This window comes from Roseateles chitinivorans, assembly GCF_050632235.1.
In the GTDB taxonomy this organism is placed as follows: domain Bacteria; phylum Pseudomonadota; class Gammaproteobacteria; order Burkholderiales; family Burkholderiaceae_C; genus Roseateles; species Roseateles chitinivorans_A.
Genome location: NZ_CP192584.1, coordinates 959561 through 984851 on the forward strand (window position 1 = coordinate 959561; position 25291 = coordinate 984851).

The following is a 25291-nucleotide window of genomic DNA, read 5'->3' on the forward strand; positions in this document are numbered from 1 at the left end:
GGGATTCGTTCGGGTCAGGGTAAGCGAGATAGTTGCGCTATGCAACAGTACCTAAGCTGATCCCGATGAGCCGATCCAAGCCGTCGAATGCCGTCCCCGAGCCGCCGGAAGCGCCCTTGCTGCCCGTGCCCGGGCTGGACTACGGTGTCCTCGACGACCTGCTCGGCTACGCGCTGCGGCGTGCCCAGAACGCGCTCTACCTGGACTTCTACCGCGCGACCGCGGAGCTCGACGTGAGCCCGCAGCGCTTCGCCGCGCTGGTGCTGGTCGGACGCAATCCGGGCATGCGGCAGGGGCTGCTCGCGCAGGCGATGGGCCTGCATCGCAGCGGCGCGCTGCGGTTGACGGACTGGCTCACCGACCGTGGCTGGGTGGAACGGCGCGATGACGCTGAAGATGCGCGCCGCTGGGGGCTGTTCCTGACGGCGGCGGGCAAGCGCCAGCTCACGGTGCTGGAGCGCCGCGTGCGCGCGCATGACGAGCGCCTGATGAGCGGACTCGGCGAACGCGCGGTGCGACTGAAGGCGGACCTGGAGCGTCTTGCGGAGATCGCCGCGGCGAACGACCAGGACCGATGACGATGACAGCGGCGACTGGCAGCGGCAGATAACAACGACAGACAACAACGACGGAGACAAGCGATGGACGACCTCGATCGGAAGCTCACCCGGCGTGACGCCGGCCTGCTGCTTGGCGCAGCGTTCGCCGGCCTGTCCGGACCGCTGCGCGCTCAGACGGCGGCCATGCCGCGCATCCTCGTCGGCTTCCCGGCCGGCGGCTCGGTCGACGTCAGCGCGCGGCGCGTCGCCGAGGCCTGGCGCGGACGTCTCGCGGAGAACGTGCTCGTCGAGCAGCGCGTCGGCGCCGGCGGCCGCCTCGCCGTGACCGCGCTGCGCGACGCGCCGCCGGATGGCGGCACGCTGCTGATGAGTCCGTCGTCGATGTTCACGATCTACCCGCACGTCTACCGGAAGCTGGCCTACAAGCCGGACACCGATGCGATCGCGGTCTCGCCGATCGCCAACGCGACCTGCGGCTTCGGCGTCGGGCCGATGGTGCCGGCGACGGTGAAGACGATGGGCGACTTCGCCGCCTGGGCCAAGGCGCATCCGGAGCAGTCGTCCTACGCCTCGCCCGCGGCCGGTGCGATGCCGCACTTCCTCGGCGACCAGTTCAAGCGTGCCGCCGGCATCTCGCTGACGCACGTGCCGTACCGCGGCGCGGCGCCCGGCCTGCAGGACCTGATGGGTGGGCAGATCGCGTCGGGCTGCTTCCTGCTGGGTGACCTGCTGCCTTACGTCGCGGGCGGTCGCGTGCGCATCCTCGGCGTCACCGACCACGAGCGCTCGCGCTTCGCGCCGGAGGTGCCCACCTTCGCCGAGCAGGGCTTCAAGGGCATCATCGGCGTCGAGACCTACGGCCTGTTCCTGCCGCCGAAGACGCCGGCCGCGATCGTCGACAAGGTCTTCGACCTGGTCCGCGTCGCGCTGCGCGAGAAGCAGGTCGTCGAGGGCCTGGCCAAGCTCGGCTGCGAACCGCTGGCGATGCAGCCCGCGGACTACGCGCGCCGTCTTTCGGCCGAACGCGCGCAGTGGGGACCGATCGTGGCGGCGTCCGGGTTCTCGTCGGACGATTGAGCGAGCCATCGCCACGCGAAGAGCGCCAACGGAACGGCCAGCAGTGACAACGCGAGTGCCAAACCGCCCGCGGCGCTCCATCCCCAACGCTCGACCACCGTGCCCATCAACGGCGGCCCGAGCAGCGCGCCCGAGGCGCCGAACTGCGTCAGGCGTCCGCTGGCGAGCGAGAGCCGTTCCGGCGTCCGCGCGGCCAGCGGCAGCAGCGCGAAGACCAGACTCGGGAATACGCCCGACGCGGCGTTGATGCCGATCGCGAGCGCCGCTTGCCAGGTGGCATCGCCCCCATCGCGCATCACGCCGAGATAGAGCAGTCCCGACAGGCCCAGCGATACCGCCATGCCGACGGCGATCGCGCGCGACAGCGCGCCGTGTCGCCGTAGCAGCCAGGCGCCCAGCGCGCTCGCCGGCACGTTGGCCAGCGCGGCCGCGGCTGTCCAGGTGCCGGCGCTGCTCAAGGGCATGCCGCCTTGCGTGAGCAGGCTGGGCAGCAGCGCGAGCAGCCCCACCTCCGCGATCGCGTAGGCGCCGAAGGCGGCGACCAGAGCCCAGAGAAGCGCGCCGGTCGGTCCCGGCGGATGCCGTGACTCGACGGCGTGCGGGTCGTCGTCGACGCGGACGGCCCGCAATCCGAGCCACAGCAGCACGCCGCCGGCGACGCTCAGCGCCTGCGCGGGCCGCCAGCCCACCCAGCCCGCCGCGTGCGCGTAGGCCCAGGTGCCCAGCGCCATGCCCACCGGCAGGAAGGTGCTCCAGAGCGCCATGGCGGCGGCCTGGCGGCGTCCCTCGGCCGCACGGGCGATCAGCACGGGCGCGGCGACGACGACGGCCAGGTAGCCCAGGCTCTCGACCAGGCGCGCCAGCGCGAGCAGCGCCAGGCCATGGGCGAATCCCGCCGCGGCCGAGCCCACGGCGAGCGCCAGCACCGCCGCGGCCAGCGCGCGCTTCAGTCCGATGCGCGGCAGCCAGCGGCCCGCCACGCCGCCCAGCGTGGCGCCGCAGACCTCGAGCAGCGAGGTCAACGCGGCCATCGCCGCCAGTCCGAGCTGGAGCTCGCGGGCGATCGGCGGCGACAGCGCCGCCAGCTTGCCCAATTGCACTGCGGCGAACACGCCGCAGAGGTAGTACAGCAGAATCCTCACTTCGGTCCTCCGGGGCCGACCATCCCGACCCTCGATTTCTTGTCTTCCCGCCTCGACGCGCCGCCGCCATGAACGACTCGCCGCTGCTCTCCTGCGATGCCCGCCAGCTCGGCCGCAGCCTGCGTCAATGGCGCACGCTGCGCCGCTTGAAGCAGGGCGCGGTCGGGGCCGAACTGGGCGTGTCGCAGACGACGGTGTCGCGCTGGGAATCGGGCATCGCCGCGCCCTCGCTGGACGAGCAGCAGGCGCTGCGCCGGCTGATGGCCGCGCGGCTGGACAGCGCCGCCGACTTCGAACTGGGCCGCCTGGTCGAGCGCGCGCCCGGCGCGGTGCACCTGATCTGCGACCTCAGCCATCGGTTGCTGGCGATGTCGCGCGGTCGCGAACACCATTGCCGCCTGCCGCGCTCCGAGTTGATCGGGCGCGCATTGTGGTGCTACGCCACGCCGGAGATCGTGGCGCAGGAGGCGCGGCTGGACGCGCTCGGCTGGTACGAGCCGGCGCCCGGCGCGGTCGAGTTCGACACCGGCGCCTCGGTGGAGCAGGACATGCCCATCCAACCGAGCCGGATGCGCTGGGTGCGCTTCCAACTCTCGGACGGAAGTTTCGTTCGGTTGACCGAGACGATCTCGTAAGGCGGTCATGTCGCGAGGCTACGGATCGCCTCGGACGCCGTCCACGAATAAAAGATTCAGCGCGCCGATTCAGCGCGGCTGCAGGCGCAGGTGCAGCGGTGTCGCCGGGCGCAACGTGATGTTGAGCACCGGGGTCGGCGCTGGCGCGTCGGGCACCGGCGCGAGGCGATGGCGCTGCAGGACCATCGCGGCGATCAACGTGATCTCCATCAGCGCGAAGTGACTGCCGAGGCATACCCGCGGTCCAGCGCCGAATGGCATCCACGCCCCACGCGGGATCTCGCGATGTCCCGCCGCGGGGTCGAAGCGCTCCGGGCGGAAGGCGTCCGGTTCGTCGAACCAGCGCGGGTCGCGCTGAATCACGCCGGGGGTCAAGCGGATCATCGCGCCGCGCTTGAGGCGAAGCCCGGCGATCTCCATCTCGCCGGTCAGCTGGCGGGAGAAGAGGGCAGGCGCAGGCGGATACAGGCGGAGCGTCTCCTTGATGCACAGGCTCAGCCACGGCAGCCGCGTGAGATCGGTTGCCGTCGGTGACCGGTCGCCGAGCACGGCGTCGACCTCGTCGGCCGCGCGTCGCTGCGCGTCCGGATTCGCCGCCATGCACCAGCCCCACCAGGTCAGCGCGGCGGCGCTGGTCTCGTGGCCGGCCAGGAAGGTCGTCATGCACTCGTCGCGCAGCGCGGTGTCGTCGAGTGCCGCGCCATCGGCGTCGCGCAGGGACGTCAGCATCTCGAGCAGGTCGTCCGGCGGTGGCTCGCCACGTCGGGCGCGTTCGCGGCGCCCGGCAAGATGGCCGCGGATCAGCGTGTCCAGCGAGCGCAGCGCGCGACGCTTGCCCAGCTTCCACGGCGCCCACAGCGGCGCGCTGGCCGGCACGTACATCTCGCCCATGGCGACCCGGCCGAGCTCGTGCACCGCCCAGGACGCCTCGGCGACGACGGCCTCGCGCTCGCCGGTCGAGAACAGCGTGCGCAGGATCACGTCCATCGTCAACAGCGTCATCAGCTGCTCGAAGTCGATGTCCGTGTCCCCCGGTGTCGCAGGGAGACGCTCCAGCGCCCGGCGGGCAGCCTCGACCGTCAGCGGCACGAAGCCCTGCACGCGCTGCGGCGCGAAGCCGGGCTGCAGCAGCTTGCGCTGCCGCTGCCACGCCGGTCCCTCGGCGACGAGGACGCTCTGACCGTGCGCGTCGGCGAAGACCTGCGTTGCTCGCTCCCAGCGGATCATCCCGTCGTGGCCGGCGATCAACAGCTCGCGGACCTGGTCGGGATGGAAGAAGTTGAAATCGTCCAGGCCGAGCAGCCGCTGATGGACGACGTCGCCGTACTGCTGGTGCAGTCGTTGCATGTGGCCGAGGTAGTCGCGGCGCATGGACAGGACTTCGGGCAGGCCGGCCCAGCGCGGGCGCGGACCGGGGACGGTGTCGGGGATCGCAAGGACGTGGCTCATGGGATTGCATCGTCTCCGTGCCCGGACGAGGCGTCTTGAATCGAAGCGACATCGTCCGTTCCCGTACTTCCGCCGCCGCTGGCCCTCACCCCCACCCTCTCCCGCAGTGCGGGAGAGGGAGTCCGACCGGCTCCCTTCCCACGCTTCTCCCACTCGCGTGAGGCACTCTTCTTACTCCCTCTCCCGCTTGCGGGAGAGGGTGGGGGTGAGGGCCAGCGGCCGTGGAAGTAAGGAGGCCGCGGGCGCCAGCCCGCCGATCGTCGAGCGCCTAGACTGCGCTGCATGGACGCTCCCTTGCATCCCTGCACCATCGCTCGCCTGCACATCCCGCCTCGCGCGCTGGAGGGTTGTCTTTACGCCTATCTCTGGCGGGACCTGTCGGCGGCGACCACGCAAGGCGAAACCTTGTCCGACGCCCAGTGTCAGAGCTGGTTCCCCGCGACGCCGCTGTGCGGCTTGAGCTGGACCTTGAGCGGGCGCGTAAGGGAGTTGGATGTCGGGACGGACGGTGCCAGCGATCGCGATCGCGATGGCGAGCCGGGACCGTGGCTGCCCGCCAGTGTCATCGGCGGTCCGCGCGGCGGTCCCAAGCGTTTCCAGGCGACGCCCGACTGCCGGGCGTTCATGGTCGCGATCCGGCCGGAGGCGCTGCAGGCGATGACGGGCATCGATCTCGCTGAACTCAAGGACCGGATGCTGCCGTTGTCGTTCATCGACGATCCCGCGTGGCGGGCGCTCGACGCCGCGATGCTCGCGGCCCGCGACGAACAGACCGCCCGTCGCACGCTGGAGGACTTTCTGCTGCCGCGCTGGCGCGCGGTGCGCGACGAGGTGCTGGCGGACGATCCGCCGCCGCGCGGCTACGCCGGCTGGATGCAGCATCTGGCCTTGCGCGCGATCGCGGCGGGCCACGGGCGCAGCGTCCGGCAGGCGGAGCGCCGCATCAAGCAGTGGAGCGGGCAGAGTCTGCGCGCGCTTCGTCTCGTCAGCCGCGCCGAAGCGGCCTTCCAGCAGGTGCGCAAGCTCGACGAGGACGAAGGTGCCGTCATCTGGAGCGCGCTGGCGCAGGACCACGGCTACGCCGACCAGGCGCACCTGTGCCGCGAGACCCGTCGGCTCAGCGGCTTCAGCCCCGAGGAACTGCGCCGCCGCGTCGCCCAGGACGAGGCCTTCTGGGCCTACCGCGTCTGGGTCTGACCCCTCTTTCGCCCTCTCCCGCTTGCGGGAGAGCAACCGTGTCAAGCGGCTTCGGCGTTTCTCCAGGGTTGGCCGGTTTTGAGGATGGCGTTGAGGATGATCAGCAGCTTGCGCATGCATGCGGTCATCGCCACCTTGAAGGGCTTGCCCGCCAGGCGCAGACGTTCGTACAACGCCTTGATGGGCCCGTTGCATCGCTTGGCCGTGAGTGCAGCCATGTACATCGCCGTGCGGATGTCCGCTCGTCCGCCCTGGATGTAGCGCTGGCCGCGCCGCTTGCCGCTGTCATCGGCAAACGGCGCCAGGCCCACCAACGCCGTCAGGCGCTTGCGGTCCAAGGTGCCCAGTTCGGGCAGGCGCCCCAGCAGCATCGTGACCGTGACTCGACCGACACCCGGCACGCTGTCCAACAGTTCGTACTTGGGCTGGTAGATCGTCGAGTCCTTCAAGCGACCGTCCAGATCCTTGTCGATCTCCTTGATCCGCTTATCCAGCCACTCGATGTGTTGCCGCACGCTCGTGCGTGCCACGTGCTTGACCGTGGACAAGCGGTTCTTCTCCTGCGCCCGCATGGTCACCAGCTGCGCTCGCCGATCCACCAGCTCGATGATCTCCTGCTGCGTCTCGCCCGGTAGCGCATACACCTGAGGACGAATGGCCTGTGCGAACCTGGCCAACACCTGAGCGTCCAGCCGGTCCGTCTTGGCAAGGACACCGGTCGCGCGGGCGAAGTCGCGCACCTTCTTGGGATTGACCACCGCCACGGCGATTCCAGCCGCGCACAGCTCACTCGCCAGCGCCGCCTCGAAGCCACCGGTGGCCTCCATCACCACCAGCGTGGGCCCCAGCTTCTTGAGCTGCGATACCAGCGCTGCTCGTCCAGACTCGTCGTTGTCCACTCGCGGCGACAACGCGCCAGACTTGTCGGCAGGCGCAGCGGGTACCTGAGCCAGGTCCAGCCACGCCTTGCAAACGTCAACACCGATGAAGATCTCTTCGCTCATGCCAGCGCCCTTCCTTGTGTTCGATACGGCCTCAATGGACCTCACAACCGTTCGGGCTGTCTGTTCATGACGAACCGAGGTCGGCCGCCACGACCCTCGCTCTCCCTCGGCATGGCGTCGAAGCGCCTACCCTGGGCTGGTCGGCCTGTGGCGGCCTGGGCGTACTTTGCTACATACAAGGGCAGGGGTGAGGGCCAGCGGCGGTGGCAGTACGGAAGCCTTCTTGCGCCATCGAGGACAATCGCCCCCATGGCTGTCCTTTCCCTCTCCAACGCCCACCTCGCTTTCGGCCACGTGCCGCTGCTCGACGGCGCCAATTTCTCCCTCGAAACCGGCGACCGCGTCGGCCTGATCGGTCGCAACGGGACCGGCAAGTCCTCGATGCTGAAGGTCCTCGCGGGCATCGAGAAGCTCGACGACGGGCTGCTGCAGCTCGAAAAGGGCCTGACCAGCGTCTACGTGCCGCAGGAGCCCGAGCTGCGCCCGGAGGCGACGATCTTCGACGTCGTCAGCGAAGGCGTCGCCGAGGCCAAGGCGCTGCGCGAACGCTACGAGGCGCATGACGAGAACGACGACCTCGGCTGGGTGCAGGAGCGCATCGAGCAGATCGGCGCCTGGAACTGGGAGCAGCGCGTCGACGAGACGCTGCACCGCCTGGACCTGGACGGCGGCCGCAAGATCGGCGAACTCTCCGGCGGTCTGAAGAAGCGCGTCGCGCTGGCCCGCGCCCTGGTCGCGCAGCCGGACGTGCTGCTGCTGGACGAGCCGACCAACCACCTGGACCTGGACGCGATCCGCTGGCTCGAAGAGCTGCTGAACGGCTTCAAGGGCTCGCTGCTGCTGATCACCCATGATCGCGCCTTCCTGGACAACGTCGCCAACCGCATCGTCGAACTCGACCGCGGCCAGCTGCGCGGCTATCCCGGCAACTTCGCCGCCTTCCAGGCCGCCAAGGCCTACGAGCTGGAGAACGAGGCGCTGGCCAACGCCCGCTTCGACAAGCTGCTGGCGCAGGAGGAAGTCTGGATCCGCAAGGGCGTCGAGGCCCGCCGCACCCGCAGCGTCGCCCGCGTGCAGCGCCTGCACGAGATGCGCAACGAGCGGCAGGCGCGTCGCGACGTGCAGGGCAAGGTCCGGCTGGACGTGGCCACCGGCGATTCGAGCGGCAAGATCGTGGCGGAGCTGGAAGGCGTGTCCAAGCGCTTCGGCGACCGCGTGATCGTCGACGGTTTCACCGGCACCATCCTGCGCGGCGACAAGGTCGGCCTGATCGGCCCCAACGGCGCCGGCAAGACGACGCTGCTGAAGATGATCCTCGGCGAACTGGCGCCCGACAGCGGCGCGGTGCGCCTGGGCACGAAGATGTCGGTCGCCTATTTCGACCAGATGCGCGACGCGCTCAACCTCAGCGCGACGCTGGCCGACACGATCAGCCCCGGCAGCGAGTGGATCGAGATCGGCAACCAGCGCAAGCACGTCAAGAGCTACCTGAGCGACTTCCTGTTCTCGCCGGCGCGGGCGGAATCGCCGGTGTCCAGCCTGTCCGGCGGCGAGCGCAACCGGCTGCTGCTGGCGCGCCTGTTCGCACGGCCGGCCAACGTGCTGGTGCTGGACGAACCGACCAACGACCTGGACATCGAGACGCTGGAGCTGCTCGAGGAACTGCTGGCCGAGTACGACGGCACCGTGTTCCTGGTCAGTCATGACCGGCGCTTCCTGGACAACGTCGTGACCTCGACCATCGTCAGCGAAGGCGCCGGCAAGTGGCGCGAGTACGAAGGCGACATCGAGGACTGGCTGCAGCAGTCGCAGCGCGCCGCCGAGATCAAGGCGCGCCAGGCGCCGGCCGCCGCGCCCACGCCGGCGCCTGCTCCGGCCCCTGCGCCGGCACCGGTCGTCGCCATGAAGCGCAAGCTCAGCTACAAGGAACAGCGCGAGCTGGACGAGATCCCCAAGCAGATCGGCGCGCTCGAGACCGAGCAGAAGCACCTGCAGGCGCTGCTCAACGGCACCGACCTGTACCAGCAGGGCGCCGGCCGCATCACCGAGGTCACCAACCGCGCCGCCGAGATCGACGACGAGCTGCTGACCTTGATGACGCGCTGGGAAGAACTCGACGGGAAGTGATCGTCAGGCGCGGACGGTCAACTCGCCCAGGCCTTCGTAGCGGGCGGTGACCGTCGATCCCTTGGCGAGCTTCGTGGCCACGCGCCACGAGCCCGTCGTGACGACGCTGCCCGCCGGTACCGTCTGCCCGCCGCGCGTCGCGATCTGCAGCCAGCCGGCCATCACCCAGGCCGGGTCGTTCAGGCCGTGGCCGCCGACGCCGCCCATGGGCGGCTGGCCTTCCACGATCAGTTCGCAGGGCTGGTTCGCCCAGTCGTGGCCCGGCTTCCACGCCTGCCACGGGCCCAGCGCCAGCGCGCCGTGCGTCTGCGCGTCGGCCAGGCGCAGCGTGTTGTCCGCCGCCAGCCCGCGCTGCCAGCGCGAGCCCAGCCATTCCACCGCGACGCACATCGCATCGATCAGGTGTTCGGCCTGGCCGGGCACCAGTGCCGCGGCCATCTCCGGGGTCACGTCTTGACCGAGACGCAGCGCGATCTCGGCTTCGGCGCCGACCAGCGTGAACTCGCTGAAATCGCCGCCGTTGCGCAGGCCTCGCACCTCGCGCGCCCGCATTGGTGGCAGCGGCGAACTGCCCAGCGCGCCGTCGCGCGACGAGCCGCCGCATTTCCAGAACTGCACCCGGCCGGGCGACAGCCAGTCGAGCCGCTTCGCGAGTTCGGCCTGCGCCACATAGGCGGCGCCTTCGTCCGCAAGCGACCACGCGCTGTCGTCGAGCAGGGTGTCGGTGGTCCAGCCCTCGGCGAGCGCGGCGCCCAGGTCGGCGGGGAGGGGGTGGAGATCGTCATGGGCGTGGATCTTATGCGTGGCGGTCGTCGGCCCCTCGACGAGCGTTCGGGGTGAGGGAGCGAGCAAGGGCGGTCCGGCGTGTCAGCGCTTGAGCGCCTCGCGCGCCCGCTCCAGAGCCTGCCAGAACTTCGGGTCCTGCGAGGTCGCGAAGTTGATGCGCATCAGCGTGCCCGGCGTGCGCGTCGGGCTGAACAGGATGCCGGGCGCGATCAGCCAGCCCTGGTCCATCATCACGGGCGCCAGGCGCTCGGTGTCGGCGCCCACGTCGACCCAGCCGAACAGGCCGGCCGGCGTCGCGGCGAAGCGGCAGCCGGCGTCCTCGGCCAGCCGCACGCAGCGCTGGCGCGCGGAGACCAGCCGCGCCGCGATCCGCTCCGCGTGCTTGCGCAGCAGGCCTTGCTCCAGGCACAGCGCGACCGCGCGGTCCATCAGCGGACTGGTCGTCAGCGAGGCCAGCAGCTTCAGGTCGGTGAGTCGCGCCATGCGTTCCGGGCTCGCCGCGACGAAACCGACGCGCCACGCCGGCGACAGCATCTTCGAGAACCCGGAGACGTAGATCGTGCGCCGCAACTGGTCGAGCGCCGCCAGCCGCGGCGCGTGGTTCGGCGCGAACAGCGCGTAGGTGTCGTCCTCGACGATCAGCAGGTCGTGCGCGTGCGCCAGTTGCAGCACCTGGTGCGCATGCGCCAGGTCCAGCGTCGCGCCGGTCGGGTTGTGCAGCACCGACACCGTCACGTACATGCGCGGCCGGTGCTCCTCGATCAGGCGGCGCATCACCGCCATGTCCGGCCCGTGCGCGCCGCGCGGCACCGGCAGCAGCCGCATGCCGGCCTGGGACAGCCGCGCGTACTCGATCGCCCAGCCCGGGTCGTCCACCAGCACGGCGTCGCCCGGCTCCAGGAAGGCCCGCGTGATCAGATCCAGGCCGTGCGTCGCGCCGACGGTGCTCATGATCTGGTCGGGCGCGGCCTGCACCGCGATGTCCAGCAGCCGCCGCGACAACGCGCGCCGCAACCGCTCATCGCCGAGCGGCTCCCCGTAGCCGGAGATCAGCGCGTCGTCCGCGTTGGCCGCGAGGCGGCGCAATGTCGACTGCAGCAGCCCGAGGTCCAGCCATTCCGCCGGCAGGGTGCCCAGGCCCGGCGAACGCCGCGCGTCCGCCTGGAACATCCCCCGGATCAACGCGCTGGCGTCCACCGGCGGCGGCAGTGGCGCGGGCGCGACGTCATGGGCGGCCGGCGCCCGGGGCGGCGGCGTCCGGGTTTCGCGAACGAAAAACCCTCGCTTCTTCCGCGCATCGAGCAGGCCCTGGGCGAGCAGCTGGTCATAGGCCGCGACGACCGTGTAGGGACTGACGCCGTGATGCCGCGCGCAATCCCGCACCGACGGCAGCCGCGCCCCGGCAGCAGCAGCCGCTGCTGGATGCGCGCCGCGAAGCGCTGCGCCAGCTGCTGCGCAAGCGGCTGGCTGGCGTTGCGGGAGAGGGCGACCGGCGCGACATTCGCGCTGTTGGGAGCGCTCATGCTGGCGTTGGCTGTGCTGGTGTCCATGCCGATACAGATCATGCGGTGGTATGGCGCAGTGTATTGGTCCTGTGCTGGTCGACCCCTTAGACTGGTCCGCTCAACCGGAGACAACCCCCATGAACCGCAGTCCCTGGACGCAAGCCCGCCGTGCCGCGCGCATGAACCCGTCCATCATCCGAGAGATCCTGAAGGTCACCGAGAAGCCGGGCGTCCTGTCCATGGCGGGTGGCCTGCCCAGCGCGGACACGTTCCCGGTGGAGGCCATCAAGACGGCCTGCGACCGCGTGCTGACGCACAACGCCAAGGAGGCGCTGCAGTACGCCGCCAGCGAGGGGTTCGCGCCGCTGCGTGAATGGGTCGCGGCCAAGGTCGCGACGCTGGGGATCAATGCCTCGCCGGACCAGGTGCTGATCACCAGCGGTTCGCAGCAGGGCCTGGACCTGGTCGGCAAGCTGCTGTGCGACGCGGGCGCCCCGGTCGCGGTGGAGACGCCGACCTACCTCGGCGCGCTGCAGGCCTTCACGCCTTACGAACCGATCTTCGCCAGCCTCGCCAGTGACGACGAAGGCCCGCTGCCTTCGGCCATCGAGGCGCTGCCGCACGATGCGCCGGGCACGCGCTTCGCGTACCTGCTGCCGAACTACCAGAACCCCACCGGCCGCGTGATGAGCCTGGCGCGCCGTCAGGCCGTGGTCGCCGCCGCCCGCAAGGCCGGCGTGCCCATCGTCGAGGACAACCCCTACGGCGACCTGTGGTTCGACCAGGCGCCGCCGGCCTCGCTCAGCTCGCTGTGGCCGGAAGGCAGCATCTACCTGGGCTCGTTCTCCAAGGTGCTGACGCCGGGCTTCCGCCTGGGCTACATCGTCGCGCCGAGCGAGCTCTACCCGAAGCTGCTGCAGGCCAAGCAGGCCGCCGACCTGCACACGCCGGGCTTCAACCAGCGCGTGGTGCACGAGGTCATCAAGGGCGGCTTCCTGGACGAGCACGTGCCCAAGATCCGCGCCCGCTACAAGGCCAACCGCGATGCGATGGCCAAGGCGCTGGAAACGGCGCTGCCGCCCGGCTGCGAATGGCAGACCCCGGAAGGCGGCATGTTCTTCTGGATCCGCCTGCCCGAGGGCCTGGACGCGATGGCGCTGCTGCCGCGCGCGGTCGACGCCGGCATCGCCTACGTGCCGGGCGCCGCGTTCTACGCGCACCAGCCGGACACGCGCACGCTGCGCTTGTCGTTCGTGACGCTGACGCCCGACCTGATCGCCGAAGGCGTCGACAAGCTCGGCCGCGTGCTGCACGAGGCGCTCGCGCTGACGACCGCCGAAACGGCGCCCTGATCGACGAGCCGTCATCGGTTCCCACACGGGGACCGAGGCCGACCCCGTCCGGGGTCGGAGTTTGTCCCCTGTTCCCGTCACCCGTCACCGCCTCGTCAGGCGGGACGGATCGACTCGCCCTGCCTTTCCGAGTTTTCCGAGGTTCCCCATGTCCGAACTCCGCCGCTTCGTTCAAGTCGATGTCTTCACCGCCGAGGCGCTGAAGGGCAACCCGCTGGCCGTCGTCATCGACGGCGCGGGCCTGGACGACGCCACGATGGCGAAGTTCGCCGAATGGACGAACCTCTCCGAAACGACCTTCCTGCTGCCGCCCACGCATCCGGACGCCGACTACCGCGTCCGCATCTTCACGCCCGGCGGCGAGCTGCCCTTCGCGGGCCATCCGACGCTGGGCTCCTGCCACGCGTGGCTGTCCAGCGGCGGTGATCCGAAGCGGCCCGGCGAGGTGGTGCAGGAGTGCGCCATCGGCCTGGTGCGCATCCGCCGCGACGGCGCGCGGCTGGCCTTCGCCGCGCCGCCGCTGCTGCGCGAAGGGCCGGTCGAACCGGCGCTGCGCGAACAGGTGGCGCGGTCGCTGCGCGTCGCGGACGCGGACCTGCTGGACGTCGTCTGGGTCAACAACGGGCCGGACTGGATGGCGGCGCGCCTGGCCTCGGCCGAAGCGGTCCTGGCCATCGAACCCGATTACGTGTCCATGGGGCGACTCAAGCTGGGCGTCGTTGGCGCTTATCCTGCGGGCTCGCCGCTGCAATTCGAGGTGCGGGCCTTCGTGCCCGGCCTCGGCCCCGCCGAAGACCCGGTCACGGGCAGCCTGAACGCGGGTCTGGCACTATGGCTGCAAGGCGCCGGTCTGGCGCCCGACCGCTATGTGGCCGCCCAGGGCGCCGCCCTCGGGCGTGCCGGCCGGGTGCATGTGGCGAAAGAGGGCGGACATTGCTGGATTGGCGGCGATGTCACGCCATTGATCCACGGTCAGGTGAGGTTGTGAAGCCATGAGCATGGAAGTCGATCATCTCGTTGTCGCCGCGATCACGTTGGAGGAGGGCCGCGCCTGGTGCGAACGTGTCCTGGGCGTGTCCCCTCAACCCGGTGGGCGCCATGCGCTGATGGGCACGCACAACCTGCTGCTGAACATCAGCGGGCCGCCGACCTATCCGCGCTGCTACCTGGAAATCATCGCGATCGACCCGGAAGCTCCGGATCCAGGCCGGCCGCGCTGGTTCGACCTGGACCAGCCCGCCGTGCGCGAGCGCCTGAAGGAGGACGGCCCGTCGCTGCTGCACTGGGTCGCGCGGGTGCAGAGCCTGGACGCGACGCTGGCCACCTGGTCGGGCGAGGGCGTCGATGCCGGCGAGGCGGTCGAGGCCGCCCGCGGCGACCTGAGCTGGCGCATCGCGCTGCGCGAGGACGGCCGCCGGCTGCGCAAGGAAGGCCTGCCGGTGCCCATCGAATGGAAGGGCGACGCCCATCCGACCGACAAGCTGCCCGAGAGTGGCGTGCAGCTGCTGGGCTTCGAGGCCCGTGACGGCCTGCGCGCGCAGCTCTCGACGCCCAAGGGCACGGTCGAGCTGGAGGCGATCGAGGGGACCTTGTCCGATGCGCCGACGCAGTCGGGCGACCTCGATGACGTCCTGCCGGCTTCCCGTTGAAGTTCCGCTGAAGTTCTGTGGAAGGGCCCGCTGGCGGGCCGCTGAAGTGACGACAAGGACCCGATGAGCACGCAGGATCTCTTCCGCGAGGATGCGCAGCTGCGCGAGTGCGAGGCGACGCTGCTGCGCGCCGACGAGCACGGTCTGCTGCTGGACCGCACGGTGTTCTATCCGCAAGGCGGCGGGCAGGCCGGCGACGCCGGCATGCTGACGCTGCCGGGCGGGCGCGAGCTCCTCATCGCCGATACCCGCAAGGGCGAAGGCGGCGAGATCCTGCACCTGCCCGCGCCGGATCAGGACCTGAGCGGGCTCGACGCCGGCACGCCGGTGACGGCGCGGATCGACTGGAGCCGCCGCCACGCCCACATGCGCTTCCACACGGCGACGCACCTGCTGTGCGCGCTGGTGCCGCATCCGGTCGACGGCTGCTCGATCACGGCGGGTTACGCACGGCTCGATTTCCACATGACCGATCCGCTGGACAAGGATGCGCTGACCGCCGGCATTGCCCGGCTCGTCGCCGAGGCGCATCCGGTCGGCCATCGCTGGATCAGCGACGAGGAACTCGAGGCGAATCCGACCCTCGTCCGCAGCATGAGCGTGCAGCCGCCGCGCGGCACCGGCCGCGTGCGTCTGCTCGCGATCGACGGCGTCGACCTGCAGCCCTGCGGTGGCACGCACGTCGCCAACACGGCGGAGATCGGGGCGGTGGTCGTCACGAAGATCGAGAAGAAGTCGGCCAAGACGCGCCGCGTCGTACTCGGCTTCGCCACCGTGGACACATCGGCCTCGTCGCCCGCTTCGGCATCGGTGACCTCGGCATGAGCAGACTTCGCGTGCTCGGACGCGCGGCGTCCATCAATGTTCGCAAGGTGTTGTGGACCGGCGCCGAACTGGGCCTGGACCTGACGCGAGAGGACGTCGACGTGAAGGCCGAGGCATTCCGCGCGCTCAACCCGAACGCGATGATGCCGGTGCTGATCGACGACGACGGGTCTGAGGCCTCGTTCTCGATGTGGGAGAGCAACAGCATCTGCCGCTACCTCGCGCGGCGCGAGGACCGCGTCGACCTGCTGCCCGACGAGCCACGCCAGCGCGCGCTCGTCGAGATGTGGATGGACTGGCAGGGCGGCGAGCTGAACAACAGCTGGCGCTATGCGTTCATGGCGACGGTGCGCAAGAGCGCGCGCCATCAGGATGCCGCGCAGATCGAGGCCGGCATCGTGAACTGGAACCGGCACATGGCGATGCTCGACGCGCAGCTGGCCCGCTCGGGTGGCCCCTTCGTGCTCGGCGCCAGCTTCACGCTGGCAGATGTGGTGCTGGGTCTGTCTGCCCACCGCTGGCGCGCGGCGCCGATCGCCCACGCGGATCTGCCGGCGGTCGAAGCCTGGTACCAGCGCCTGCTGACCCGCCCCGGCTTCGCGGCTCACGGTCCTGCCGCCGGTCCTTGATGAGCGCCTCTAGACGCGACACTTGATCGCCAGAACGGCCTCGCTACACTCGCCCGCTGTGGACACGCCCGAGATACGACTGATCTGCCCCGATTCGCCCCCGTTGTGGGAAGAAGCGCGCGCGATCATGCGCGAATACGCGCAGAGCCTGGACATCGACCTGGACTTCCAGAACTTCGACCAGGAACTCGCCTCGCTGCCCGGCGAATACGACGAGCCGCAAGGCATGCTGCTGCTGGCGCTGGTCGACGGCCAGATCGCCGGGTGCGGCGGCTTCCGGCCGATGACCGATTCCGACTACGCCAATGCCTGCGAGATGAAGCGCCTGTTCATCCGCCCCGCGTTCCGCCGCTTCGGCCTGGGACGCACGATGGCGCAGGCGCTGATCGATCGCGCCACGACGGCGGGCTACTCCAGCATGCTGCTCGATACGCTCGACGACATGGAGGCCGCGCGTGATCTGTACGAAAGCCTCGGCTTCGAGGAGATCCCGCCGTACTACTTCAATCCCATCGCCGGCGCGCATTACCTGAAGGTCGATCTGGACTGAGGGCGGATGGGAGTCGAGGCGATCCCGCCAGTTCGTCGGCAGGGTGATCGGGTTTCGTCGGGTTACCGGCATAGCATCGGGGCATGAGTTCACAGCCCCATGCCGCCTCGACGACGTCCTCGGACGACCTCTACCGCCTCGAGCCCGCGTCGCTGACGCCGGCGCTGCTCGGCGAGTCGCCGTTCTGGCATCCATTGGAGCAATGCCTCTATTACGTCGACATCCCGGGCAAGGCGTTGTTCCGGCTCGACAACGGCGCGGACGCGCCGACCCGCTGGCCGCTCAACGACGAGCCCGGCTGCGTCGTGCCGCTGCCCGACGGCCGGTTGCTGATCCCGCAGCGCAACGGGCTGTGGCGCTTCGATCCCGCCACCGGCGCGTACGAGAAGCTGCTCGATCCGCCCTATGACGCTTCCAAGCGACGCTTCAACGACGGCAAGGCCGACGCGAAGGGGCGGCTGTGGGTCGGCACCATCGACGATGCGCGCCAGCCGGAATCGGCGCTCTATTGCCTGCGCGACGGGGCGTTCGAGCAGGTCCAGGACGGCATCACCGTGTCCAACGGCCTGGCCTGGAGCCCGGACGGCCGCACGATGTACTGGGCCGACACCAAGGCCCATGAGATTTACCGGTTGAGTTTCGATGCTGAAACCGGCACGGTCGGCCCACGCGAAGTCTTCGCCAGTTTCGAGAAGCGCGCGCCGGATCAGTCGCTGGAAAACTACGGCGGCCGGCCGGACGGCGCGGCGGTCGACGTCGAAGGCGCCTACTGGATCGCCATGATGGAAGGGCAGCAGTTGCTGCGGCTGTCACCGTCGGGCGACGTGCTCCAGCGCGTCGAACTGCCGGTGCGCTGCGCGACCATGCCGACCTTCGGTGGTGCGGACATGCGCACCCTTTTCGTCACCACCGCACGGGAAAAGCGCAGCGAGGCGGAACTCGCCGCGCAGCCCTGGGCCGGCTGTGTGCTGAAGATGCGGGTACCCGTTGCGGGCTTGCCGGTTCAGTTCGCACACTGGGGAGACTGAAGGCCTTCTGAGGGCCTTTTCTCCCGCCGCGCGGGGACAGGTGTTGCGCGCACACCGCGCACGGGCGGGTGCCGCAAGTGATGCCAACGCCGATGAACAGGGCTCGGGAGAGCCCTAGGCGTGGTTCGCACGGGCTGTCAAGTCGGCGGGGATGGGCAGGCGCGACGGCCTGTTAAGGGTCTGTCAGGCCAGACCCCCTATAATCCCGTGGTTTTGCAGCTCGCCCCCTGACGCCGTGAATCCCGATCCAGCGCGTGCACCCGTGGTGTCGCACGCAGCGCCCGCAGAGCCGCCCCGGCCCGTTCCGACGAACGACCGCGGCACCGCCAGCAAGGATGCCTGGGATGATGGAACAGAAGGAGATGCGGGTGGCGAACCGGCTTTCAAGCCCCTGACGCGAGAAGAAGCGCAGGACTTGCGGGCCCGGCTCCCGGTGATGTCCGTCTGGTCGTTGTTGACCTGGCAGGCGGCAACGGGCGCCATCATGGTCGCGCTGTGGGGTCTGCTGTCCCTGCAAGCCGACAAAACCTGGTCGGCGCTGTTCGGTGCCGTCTCGGTCGTCGTGCCGAACGCCCTGATGGCGTGGGGCATGACGCGGCAATCAGCCAGGGACGCGGGCACGCCGATGCTCACGTTCGCGGTCTGGGAGCTGGTGAAGATCATTCTGGCGGTCGCCATCCTGGTGGCGGTCGCCATGGGTTTCGCATCGTTGAGTTGGGCGGCATTGCTCTCGACCCTCGTCGTGACCCTGAAGGCAAATTGGCTGGCCCTGCTTCGGCGGGGTCGAATCAGAAAATAGAGACGGAAAACACCACCATGGCAGCAGAAGGGCACGCGCCGACTTCGGGTGAATACATCACCCACCATTTGCAGCATTGGCAGAAGAATTTCGCCTTCGAGGATGTCAAGCAGACCGGTCTGGTCGACTTCAACGTCTTCAACTTCGACTCGCTGATCTATTCGACGGTGCTCGGCCTGCTGGCCGTGTTCCTCCTCTGGCGTGTCGCACGCAAGGCTCATGCCGGCGTGCCGGGCCGCTTCCAGGCCGCCATCGAGATCCTGGTCGAGATGGTGGACAACCAGGCCAAGTCGGTCATCCACAACGAGAAGAGCCGCAAGGTCATCGGCCCCGTCGCCCTGACCGTGTTCGTGTGGATCTTCTTCATGAACGCGATGGACATGCTGCCGGTGGACTGGCTGCCGACGCTGTTCACCAACTATGTCGCCCACGACGCGCACCACGCCTACCAGCGCGTCGTGCCGACCGCCGACCTGTCGACCACGCTGAGCCTGTCGACCTTCGTCCTGGTCCTGGTGTTCTTCTACAGCATCAAGATCAAGGGCCTGGGCGGCTGGGGCCATGAACTGATCGCCGCGCCGTTCGGCGACCACTGGGCGCTGTGGCCGTTCAACTTCCTCATGCAGGTCATCGAGTTCGTCGCCAAGACGGTCTCCCATGGCATGCGACTGTTCGGCAACATGTTTGCCGGCGAACTGGTGTTCATGCTGATCGCCCTGATGGGCGGCGGCTGGGCCCTGACCGGAACCGGCATCGGCCTGGCCATCGGCCACGTCCTCGCCGGCACGGTCTGGACGCTGTTCCACATCCTTGTGATCACGCTGCAGGCCTTCATCTTCATGATGCTGACGCTGATCTACCTGGGCCAGGCGCACGACGCGCACTGATCCGGACGGACAGCCGCGATCCCTCGTTTCTCGATTCCTTTTCCCTTTCTTTTATCTAACTCTCTCAGGAGCAAAACATGGAAAACATCCTCGGTCTGGTCGCTCTGGCTTGCGGCATCATCGTTGGTCTGGGCGCGATCGGCGCTTCCATCGGCATCGCGCTGATGGGCGGCAAGTTCCTGGAATCGTCGGCCCGTCAACCCGAGCTGATGAACGAACTGCAAACCAAGATGTTCATCCTGGCCGGCCTGATCGACGCCGCCTTCCTGATCGGCGTCGCCATCGCCCTGCTGTTCGCGTTCGCCAACCCGTTCGCCGCTACGCTGCTCGCCACCGTCGCTCGCTGATCGAGCCCGAACCCTTTCACGACTGAAAGGATCGTGCCGTGAATATCAACGCTAGCCTCTTCATCCAGTGGATCCCGTTTGCGCTTCTCGTGTTCGTCACGATGAAGTTCATCTGGCCACCGATCGTGAAGGCACTGGACGAGCGCGCGGAGAAGATCCGCGCCGGCCTCACCGCCGCCGACCAGGCCAAGGCCGAACTGGCCAACGCCAACAAGAAGGTCGACGAGCAACTGGCGCAGACCCGCAACGAAACCACGAAGCTGCTGTCCGACGCTGAAAAGCGCGGCGCCGCGATCGTGGACGAAGCGAAGAAGCGTGCGGACGACGAAGGCGCCAAGATCATCGCCGCTGCGAAGGCTGAAGCCGAGCAGCAGTCGGTGCGTGCCCGCGAGGCCCTGCGCGAGCAGGTCGCCGCGCTGGCCGTCAAGGGCGCCGAGCAGATCCTGCAGCGCGAGGTCAACGCCGGCGTGCACGCCGAATTGCTGAACCGTCTCAAGACGGAGCTGTAATCATGGCTGAACTCGCAACCATTGCCCGTCCCTACGCCGAAGCGCTGTTCCAGGTCGCGTCCTCCCAGGACCTCAAGACCTGGAACGAGCAGCTCGCCGCGCTGGCGCTCGTCGCCGGCGACAGCCAACTGCGCCAGTTCGCCGAAGACCCGAAAGTGACCACCGAACAGGTGTTCCAGGTGGTGTCCGCGGCGAGCAAGCAGTCGCTGGTGCCCGGCGTTCAGAACTTCCTGCGCGAGGTGATCGCCAACGGCCGCCTGTCGGCGCTGCCGGCGATGGTCCAGCAGTTCCACGAACTGGCCAACGCCGCGTCCGGCGTGTCCGATGCGCACATCTTCAGCGCCTTCCCGATCGAGCCGGCCCAGCTGGCCGACGTGGTCGCGTCGCTGGAGAAGCGCTTCGGCCGCAAGCTGCAAGCGCAGGTTGAGCTGGAGCCTGGCCTGATCGGCGGTATCCGTGTGGTGGTCGGCGACGAGGTGCTGGACACCTCGGTGAAGGCCCGTCTGGAACGCATGAAAGTGGCGCTCACTGCCTGAAGCCTCGGCTTCAGGCTTCGGCCCGACTGCCTGAGATCCCCCCGATTCACCCTGGTGTCCCGCTTCGGCGGGATGCCGCTGGGAGCAAGCAATGCAACTGAATCCTGCTGAAATTTCCGAACTGATCAAGAGCCGCATCGAAGGCCTTGGCGCGTCCACCGACGTGCGCAACCAGGGCACCGTCGTGTCCGTGTCCGACGGCATCGTGCGCGTGCACGGCCTGTCCGACGTGATGCAAGGCGAAATGCTGGAGTTCCCGGTCGCCGCCGATGGCACGCAGACCTTCGGTCTGGCGCTGAACCTGGAGCGCGACTCCGTCGGCGCCGTGATCCTGGGCGCCTACGAGCACATCGTCGAAGGCGACACCGTGAAGTGCACGGGCCGCATCCTGGAAGTGCCGGTCGGCCCCGAGCTGATCGGCCGCGTCGTGAACGCGCTGGGTCAGCCGATCGACGGCAAGGGCCCGATCAACGCCAAGATGACCGACGTCATCGAGAAGGTCGCCCCGGGCGTGATCGCCCGCAAGTCCGTCGACCAGCCGGTGCAGACCGGCCTGAAGTCGATCGACTCGATGGTGCCCGTCGGCCGTGGCCAGCGCGAGCTGATCATCGGCGACCGCCAGACCGGCAAGACCGCCGTGGCGATCGACGCGATCATCAACCAGAAGGGTCAGAACATGACCTGCGTGTACGTCGCGATCGGCCAGAAGGCTTCGTCGATCAAGAACGTCGTGCGCGCCCTGGAAGCCGCCGGCGCGATGGAGTACACCATCGTCGTCGCCGCCTCCGCGTCCGAATCCGCGGCGATGCAGTACGTGTCGGCCTACTCCGGCTGCACGATGGGCGAGTACTTCCGCGACCGCGGTCAAGATGCGCTGATCGTGTACGACGACCTGTCCAAGCAGGCCGTCGCCTACCGTCAGGTCTCGCTGCTGCTGCGCCGTCCCCCGGGCCGCGAAGCCTTCCCCGGCGACGTGTTCTATCTCCACAGCCGCCTGCTGGAGCGCGCCGCCCGCGTGAACGCCGAGTACGTCGAAGCCTTCACCAAGGGTGAAGTCAAGGGCAAGACCGGTTCGCTGACCGCGCTGCCGATCATCGAGACGCAAGCCGGCGACGTGTCCGCCTTCGTCCCGACGAACGTCATCTCGATCACCGACGGCCAGATCTTCCTGGAAACCAACCTGTTCAACGCCGGCATCCGTCCCGCGATCAACGCCGGTATCTCGGTGTCGCGCGTCGGTGGCGCTGCCCAGACCAAGCTGATCAAGTCGCTGTCCGGCGGTATCCGTACCGACCTGGCCCAGTACCGTGAACTGGCTGCGTTCGCGCAGTTCGCTTCCGACCTGGACGCCGCGACCCGCAAGCAGCTGGACCGTGGTGCCCGCGTGACGGAACTGCTGAAGCAGGCCCAGTACAGCCCGCTGTCGATCAGCCTGATGGGTGCGTCGCTGTACGCCGCCAACAAGGGCTTCATGGACGACATCGAGGTCAAGAAGGTGCTGTCCTTCGAGCACGGCCTGCACCAGTTCCTGAAGACCTCGCACGCTGCCCTGCTGACGAAGCTGGAAAACGACAAGGCGATGGACAAGGACGCGGAAGCTGAACTGAACGCCGCGATCACGTCGTTCAAGAAGTCCTTCGCCTAAGCAACCATGACCGGGTCTCGCTGAAGTCAGGCAAGACCCGGCCCTCACAGGAGAAATCATGGCAGCAGGCAAGGAAATTCGCGGCAAGATCAAGTCGGTCGAGAACACCAAGAAGATCACCAAGGCCATGGAAATGGTCGCCGCTTCGAAAATGCGCAAGGCGCAGGATCGGATGCGCGCGGCCCGTCCGTACGCGGAGAAGGTCGGCAACATCGCCGCCAATCTCTCGAAGGCCAACCCGGAATACCGTCACCCGTTCATGGTGGCGAATCCGGAGGCCAAGTCGGTGGGCTTCGTGGTGGTCACGACGGACAAGGGTCTGTGCGGTGGCCTGAACACCAACCTGCTTCGCGCTGCGACCGGCAAGCTCAAGGAAGTTGAGTCCGCGGGTCAGAAGTCCGAAGTGGTGGCGATCGGCAACAAGGGTCTCGGTTTCATGAACCGGATCGGCGCCAAGGTCGTCGCGCATGCGACGCAGCTCGGCGACAGCCCCCAGCTCGAGAAGCTGGTCGGCCCGGTCAAGACGCTGCTGGACGCGTATGCGGACGGCAAGCTGTCGGCGGTCTATCTCTGCTACACCCGCTTCGTCAACACGATGAAGCAGGAGCCGGTGGTGCAGCAGCTGCTGCCGCTGACGGCGGAGTCGCTGGAGACGGATGCCGCGGGTCACGCATGGGACTACCTGTACGAACCCGACGCCCCGACGGTGATCAACGAGCTGCTGGTGCGCTACACCGAAGCCCTGGTCTATCAGGCCGTGGCCGAGAACATGGCGTCCGAGCAATCGGCGCGCATGGTGGCCATGAAGGCCGCGACCGACAACGCCGGAACGCTGATCGGTGAGCTGAAGCTGGTCTACAACAAGACCCGCCAGGCCGCGATCACGAAGGAACTGTCGGAAATCGTCAGCGGCGCCGCCGCCATCAGCGGTTGATCTCGCGATCGATCGCAGGCAACAGATTTGAATTGAAGGAACGAAAAAATGGCTAACACTCAATCGGTGGGCAAGATCGTTCAGTGCATCGGCGCCGTGGTGGACGTGGAGTTCCCGCGCGACCAGATGCCGAAGGTGTTCGACGCCCTCAAGATGGAAGGCACGACCCTGACGCTGGAAGTCCAGCAGCAGCTGGGCGACGGCGTGGTGCGCACCATCGCGCTGGGCTCGTCCGACGGCCTGCGCCGCGGCAGCGAGGTCTACAACACGGGCGACATGATCCAGGTCCCGGTCGGCCAGCCGACGCTGGGCCGCATCATGGACGTGCTGGGCAACCCGATCGACGAGCGCGGCGACGTGTCGCGCGAGAAGACCGCGGCCATCCACCGCAAGGCCCCGGCCTACGACGAGCTGAGCCCGTCGCAGGAGCTGCTGGAAACCGGCATCAAGGTCATCGACCTGATCTGCCCGTTCGCCAAGGGCGGCAAGGTCGGCCTGTTCGGCGGCGCCGGCGTGGGCAAGACCGTCAACATGATGGAGCTGATCAACAACATCGCCAAGGCTCACTCGGGTCTGTCGGTGTTCGCGGGTGTCGGCGAGCGTACCCGCGAGGGCAACGACTTCTATCATGAGATGTCCGACGCGGGCGTCGTGAACCAGGAGGACCTGAGCAAGTCGAAGGTCGCCATGGTCTACGGCCAGATGAACGAGCCCCCGGGCAACCGTCTGCGCGTCGCGCTGACCGGCCTGACGATGGCCGAGTCCTTCCGCGACGAAGGCCGCGACGTGCTGTTCTTCGTGGACAACATCTACCGCTACACGCTGGCCGGCACGGAAGTGTCCGCGCTGCTGGGCCGCATGCCGTCCGCGGTGGGCTACCAGCCGACGCTGGCCGAGGAAATGGGCCGTCTGCAAGAGCGGATCACGTCGACCAAGGTCGGCTCGATCACCTCGATCCAGGCCGTGTACGTCCCTGCGGACGACCTGACCGACCCGTCGCCCGCCACGACCTTCGCCCACTTGGACGCCACCGTCGTGCTGTCGCGCGACATCGCGTCGCTGGGCATCTACCCGGCCGTGGACCCGCTGGACTCGACCTCGCGTCAGATCGACCCGAACGTCATCGGCGAAGAGCACTACAACGTGACGCGTTCGGTGCAGTCGGTGCTGCAGCGCTACAAGGAACTGCGCGACATCATCGCGATCCTGGGCATGGACGAGCTGTCGCCGGAAGACAAGCAGGCCGTGGCCCGCGCCCGCAAGATCCAGCGTTTCCTGTCGCAGCCGTTCCACGTCGCGGAAGTGTTCACCGGCGCGCCCGGCAAGTACGTCCCGCTGAAGGAAACCATCCGTGGTTTCAAGATGATCGTGAACGGCGAGTGCGACCACCTGCCGGAACAAGCGTTCTACATGGTGGGCACCATCGACGAGGCTTTCGAGAAGGCCAAGAAGATCCAGTAAGACTTCGCATACGGCGCGCTGGCGTCGTTGCCGTGCTCGCCGGACTCGACAGTCCGGCTCCGCGCGGCGCCTAGCCAGCCCACCGTCTGCTCGCTTACTGGACCTTCTTACCGCGGTGGCTCCGGCCGCCGCAGGTCAACGATTAAGGAAACGCAATGGCAACCCTCCACGTGAACGTGGTCTCGGCGGAAGAGCAGATCTTCTCGGGCGAAGCGAAATTCGTGGCGCTGCCGGGCGAAGGCGGCGAGCTGGGCATCCTGCCCAAGCACACCCCGCTGATCACCCGCATCAAGCCGGGCGCCGTGCGCATCCAGCGTCCCAACGGCGATGAAGAGTTCGTCTTCGTCGCTGGTGGTCTGCTGGAAGTGCAGCCGGGCGTCGTGACCGTGCTGGCCGACACCGCGATCCGCGGCAAGGACCTCGACGAGGCCCGCGCCCAGGCTGCCAAGCAGGCGGCCGAGGAAGCGATGAAGAACGCCAAGAGCGACATCGATTTCGCCAAGGCGCAAAGCGAGTTCGCCGCGATGGCCGCGCAGATCGCGGCCCTGCGGAAGTTCCGCGCCAAGCGCTGAGCCCACCCCATCAGCTCCGATACCGCACCGGTCGCCCGGTGCGGCGAGGACACCACACTGCATCGGCAGGACTGCGAAAAACTCGC

Annotated in this window: 26 protein-coding genes; 21 read left to right on the top strand and 5 right to left on the bottom strand. The window is 68.5% G+C overall.

Annotation, left to right across the window (positions count from 1 at the left end):
* Positions 1-65: 65 nt before the first annotated feature.
* Both ACQ859_RS04250 and ACQ859_RS04255 read left to right on the top strand, forming a co-directional pair.
* Complete coding sequence (locus ACQ859_RS04250; RefSeq protein ID WP_431264737.1) at positions 66-578, top strand: MarR family winged helix-turn-helix transcriptional regulator; 513 nt, start codon at positions 66-68, stop codon at positions 576-578.
* A 63-nt stretch (positions 579-641) separates the two neighbouring features.
* Positions 642-1637, top strand: coding sequence for a Bug family tripartite tricarboxylate transporter substrate binding protein (locus tag ACQ859_RS04255; protein WP_431264738.1), 996 nt, complete (start codon positions 642-644; stop codon positions 1635-1637).
* Here ACQ859_RS04255 and ACQ859_RS04260 read toward each other — a convergent pair.
* Positions 1559-2779, bottom strand: coding sequence for a CynX/NimT family MFS transporter (locus ACQ859_RS04260; RefSeq protein ID WP_431264739.1), 1221 nt, complete (start codon positions 2777-2779; stop codon positions 1559-1561). The two genes, ACQ859_RS04255 and ACQ859_RS04260, sit on opposite strands and share 79 nt — an antisense overlap.
* Positions 2780-2847: 68 nt before the next feature.
* Here ACQ859_RS04260 and ACQ859_RS04265 point away from each other — a divergent pair, with 68 nt between their 5' ends.
* Positions 2848-3414, top strand: a complete 567-nt coding sequence (locus ACQ859_RS04265) for a helix-turn-helix transcriptional regulator (RefSeq protein ID WP_431264740.1) — start codon at positions 2848-2850, stop codon at positions 3412-3414.
* 69 nt (positions 3415-3483) lie between these two features.
* On the opposite strand, the gene ACQ859_RS04270 is transcribed toward ACQ859_RS04265, so the two are convergent.
* Entirely contained in the window at positions 3484-4863 is a 1380-nt protein-coding gene (locus ACQ859_RS04270) for a cytochrome P450 (protein WP_431264741.1), read from the bottom strand.
* A 282-nt stretch (positions 4864-5145) separates the two neighbouring features.
* On the opposite strand from ACQ859_RS04270, the gene ACQ859_RS04275 reads away from it, so the two are divergent.
* Positions 5146-6060: a helix-turn-helix domain-containing protein gene (locus ACQ859_RS04275; RefSeq protein WP_431264742.1), complete on the top strand. Its 915-nt coding sequence runs from the start codon at positions 5146-5148 to the stop codon at positions 6058-6060.
* A gap of 41 nt (positions 6061-6101) precedes the next feature.
* On the opposite strand, the gene ACQ859_RS04280 is transcribed toward ACQ859_RS04275, so the two are convergent.
* A complete protein-coding gene (locus tag ACQ859_RS04280) occupies positions 6102-7064 on the bottom strand; it encodes an IS110 family transposase (RefSeq protein WP_431263498.1) in 963 nt (320 codons plus the stop codon).
* A gap of 249 nt (positions 7065-7313) precedes the next feature.
* Here ACQ859_RS04280 and ACQ859_RS04285 point away from each other — a divergent pair, with 249 nt between their 5' ends.
* Positions 7314-9191, top strand: coding sequence for an ATP-binding cassette domain-containing protein (locus ACQ859_RS04285; protein WP_431264743.1), 1878 nt, complete (start codon positions 7314-7316; stop codon positions 9189-9191).
* A 3-nt stretch (positions 9192-9194) separates the two neighbouring features.
* Here ACQ859_RS04285 and ACQ859_RS04290 read toward each other — a convergent pair whose 3' ends face one another.
* Together ACQ859_RS04290 and ACQ859_RS04295 are read right to left on the bottom strand one after the other, a co-directional pair.
* Positions 9195-10043 carry a fumarylacetoacetate hydrolase family protein gene (locus ACQ859_RS04290; protein ID WP_431264744.1) on the bottom strand — a complete coding sequence of 283 codons (849 nt, stop codon included), beginning with the start codon at positions 10041-10043 and terminating at the stop codon, positions 9195-9197.
* A gap of 15 nt (positions 10044-10058) precedes the next feature.
* Positions 10059-11360 carry a PLP-dependent aminotransferase family protein gene (locus ACQ859_RS04295; protein ID WP_431264745.1) on the bottom strand — a complete coding sequence of 434 codons (1302 nt, stop codon included), beginning with the start codon at positions 11358-11360 and terminating at the stop codon, positions 10059-10061.
* Between the two features lie 259 nt (positions 11361-11619).
* Here ACQ859_RS04295 and ACQ859_RS04300 point away from each other — a divergent pair, with 259 nt between their 5' ends.
* The 16 genes from ACQ859_RS04300 (at position 11620) to ACQ859_RS04375 (ending at position 25205) form a co-directional block, all read left to right on the top strand.
* Positions 11620-12834: a PLP-dependent aminotransferase family protein gene (locus tag ACQ859_RS04300; RefSeq protein ID WP_431264746.1), complete on the top strand. Its 1215-nt coding sequence runs from the start codon at positions 11620-11622 to the stop codon at positions 12832-12834.
* A 148-nt stretch (positions 12835-12982) separates the two neighbouring features.
* Positions 12983-13822 (top strand): PhzF family phenazine biosynthesis protein, encoded by an 840-nt coding sequence (locus ACQ859_RS04305; RefSeq protein ID WP_431264747.1) that lies wholly within the window; start codon positions 12983-12985, stop codon positions 13820-13822.
* A 10-nt stretch (positions 13823-13832) separates the two neighbouring features.
* Positions 13833-14483: a VOC family protein gene (locus ACQ859_RS04310; protein WP_431264748.1), complete on the top strand. Its 651-nt coding sequence runs from the start codon at positions 13833-13835 to the stop codon at positions 14481-14483.
* Between the two features lie 63 nt (positions 14484-14546).
* The gene (locus ACQ859_RS04315; RefSeq protein WP_431264749.1) at positions 14547-15308 is read left to right on the top strand and encodes an alanyl-tRNA editing protein; all 762 of its coding nucleotides are present in this window, start codon (positions 14547-14549) and stop codon (positions 15306-15308) included.
* Positions 15305-15937, top strand: coding sequence for a glutathione S-transferase family protein (locus tag ACQ859_RS04320; RefSeq protein WP_431264750.1), 633 nt, complete (start codon positions 15305-15307; stop codon positions 15935-15937). The genes ACQ859_RS04315 and ACQ859_RS04320 overlap by 4 nt, the downstream gene beginning before the upstream one ends.
* A gap of 58 nt (positions 15938-15995) precedes the next feature.
* Complete coding sequence (locus ACQ859_RS04325; RefSeq protein WP_431259626.1) at positions 15996-16487, top strand: GNAT family N-acetyltransferase; 492 nt, start codon at positions 15996-15998, stop codon at positions 16485-16487.
* 83 nt (positions 16488-16570) lie between these two features.
* Positions 16571-17515, top strand: coding sequence for an SMP-30/gluconolactonase/LRE family protein (locus ACQ859_RS04330; RefSeq protein ID WP_431264751.1), 945 nt, complete (start codon positions 16571-16573; stop codon positions 17513-17515).
* 235 nt (positions 17516-17750) lie between these two features.
* Complete coding sequence (locus ACQ859_RS04335; RefSeq protein ID WP_431264752.1) at positions 17751-18314, top strand: ATP synthase subunit I; 564 nt, start codon at positions 17751-17753, stop codon at positions 18312-18314.
* 17 nt (positions 18315-18331) lie between these two features.
* Positions 18332-19201, top strand: coding sequence for a F0F1 ATP synthase subunit A (gene atpB / locus ACQ859_RS04340; protein WP_431264753.1), 870 nt, complete (start codon positions 18332-18334; stop codon positions 19199-19201).
* Between the two features lie 77 nt (positions 19202-19278).
* Positions 19279-19548 carry a F0F1 ATP synthase subunit C gene (gene atpE, locus ACQ859_RS04345; RefSeq protein ID WP_067066400.1) on the top strand — a complete coding sequence of 90 codons (270 nt, stop codon included), beginning with the start codon at positions 19279-19281 and terminating at the stop codon, positions 19546-19548.
* A 38-nt stretch (positions 19549-19586) separates the two neighbouring features.
* Positions 19587-20057: a F0F1 ATP synthase subunit B gene (locus tag ACQ859_RS04350; protein WP_067279199.1), complete on the top strand. Its 471-nt coding sequence runs from the start codon at positions 19587-19589 to the stop codon at positions 20055-20057.
* Positions 20058-20059: 2 nt separating this feature from the next.
* Positions 20060-20593 carry a F0F1 ATP synthase subunit delta gene (locus tag ACQ859_RS04355; protein WP_431264754.1) on the top strand — a complete coding sequence of 178 codons (534 nt, stop codon included), beginning with the start codon at positions 20060-20062 and terminating at the stop codon, positions 20591-20593.
* Positions 20594-20684: 91 nt separating this feature from the next.
* Complete coding sequence (gene atpA, locus ACQ859_RS04360) at positions 20685-22238, top strand: F0F1 ATP synthase subunit alpha (RefSeq protein WP_431259623.1); 1554 nt, start codon at positions 20685-20687, stop codon at positions 22236-22238.
* A gap of 58 nt (positions 22239-22296) precedes the next feature.
* The gene (gene atpG / locus ACQ859_RS04365) at positions 22297-23172 is read left to right on the top strand and encodes a F0F1 ATP synthase subunit gamma (protein ID WP_088405911.1); all 876 of its coding nucleotides are present in this window, start codon (positions 22297-22299) and stop codon (positions 23170-23172) included.
* Between the two features lie 48 nt (positions 23173-23220).
* Positions 23221-24633, top strand: coding sequence for a F0F1 ATP synthase subunit beta (gene atpD / locus ACQ859_RS04370; protein WP_088405912.1), 1413 nt, complete (start codon positions 23221-23223; stop codon positions 24631-24633).
* A gap of 155 nt (positions 24634-24788) precedes the next feature.
* Positions 24789-25205: a F0F1 ATP synthase subunit epsilon gene (locus tag ACQ859_RS04375; protein WP_067279181.1), complete on the top strand. Its 417-nt coding sequence runs from the start codon at positions 24789-24791 to the stop codon at positions 25203-25205.
* Positions 25206-25291 lie beyond the last annotated feature (86 nt).